Below are 1,169 nucleotides of genomic sequence, written 5' to 3' on the forward strand. Positions count from 1 at the left end.
ACTCAGTCGGGCACCTTCTGGTATCACAGTCACGCTGGTTTTCAGGAGCCCGATGGCGCCTACGGTGCCATTGTGATTGAACCCGAAGGCCGCGAACCGTTTCGTTACGATCGCGATTACGTGGTTCAGCTGACCGACAAGCACCCCCATTCCGGCGGTCGCATCATGCGTAACCTCAAAATAATGCCGGATTATTACAACCGTGAACAACAAACCGTCGGAGATTTCTTTTCAGACGCTTCTGAAAACGGTCTGATGGCCACCGTTAAGGATCGGATGGCCTGGGGCGACATGCGCATGATGAAAGCCGATGTTGAAGACCTGCAAGGATTCACCGGCTTGATGAACGGCAAAGGTCCCGACCAGAACTGGACCGGCATTTTCGAGCCCGGCGAGCGGATACGGCTGCGTTTTATTAACTCGTCTGCTATGACCTATTTTGATATCCGCATTCCGGGCCTTCAAATGACCGTTGTACAAGCGGATGGAAACAATGTTCAGCCGGTGACTGTGGATGAGTTTCGCATGGGTGTGGCGGAAACTTACGACGTGATTGTGCGGCCCAAAGAGGAACAGGCTTATACGATTTTTGCCGAATCCATGGGGCGTTCAGGGTATGCGAGGGGAACACTGGCTCCTGAGGCGGGAATGGTCGCTGCAGTGCCAGAGCTGCGTGAAGCGGCCCGATTGACCATGGCCGACATGGGCGGTATGGAAGGTATGGAAGGTATGGATCATTCGAGCATGGCCGGCATGGAAGGGATGGAAGGCATGGATCACTCCAAGATGACCGGTATGGCCCAGTCTGACATGAAAGGAATGGAGGGCATGGATCACTCCAAAATGGCCGGTATGGATAAGTCTGACATGAAGGGAATGGAAGGCATGGATCATTCTGCGATGGGCCAGGATTCAATGGCGTCGATGGGTGGTGCCAGCGATCCCTTTTATGCGGCGGGCAGCGGCCTGGTTCCAACGGCGGCCAATGGCGGCAAGTTTCTGTCTTATTCCGATCTGAGAGCGCAAAAACCGCTCTATGACGAACGCGAACCAACCCGGGAAATCGAACTGAAACTGACGGGCAACATGGAGCGGTACACCTGGAGCATCAACGGCGTCAAATATGAGGACGCGGATCCGATCCGCCTCCAGTATGGCGAGCGGGTGCG

At 55.0% G+C, this 1,169-nt stretch carries 1 protein-coding gene; it reads left to right on the plus strand.

Going from position 1 to position 1,169, the window contains the following annotated elements; translation table 11 throughout:
- On the plus strand, positions 1-1,169 hold a 1,169-nt coding region (locus A3OI_RS0104165; protein WP_018403076.1), incomplete at both ends, for a multicopper oxidase domain-containing protein.

Source organism: Marinobacter gelidimuriae (assembly GCF_000372805.1).
GTDB classification, from domain to species: domain Bacteria; phylum Pseudomonadota; class Gammaproteobacteria; order Pseudomonadales; family Oleiphilaceae; genus Marinobacter; species Marinobacter gelidimuriae.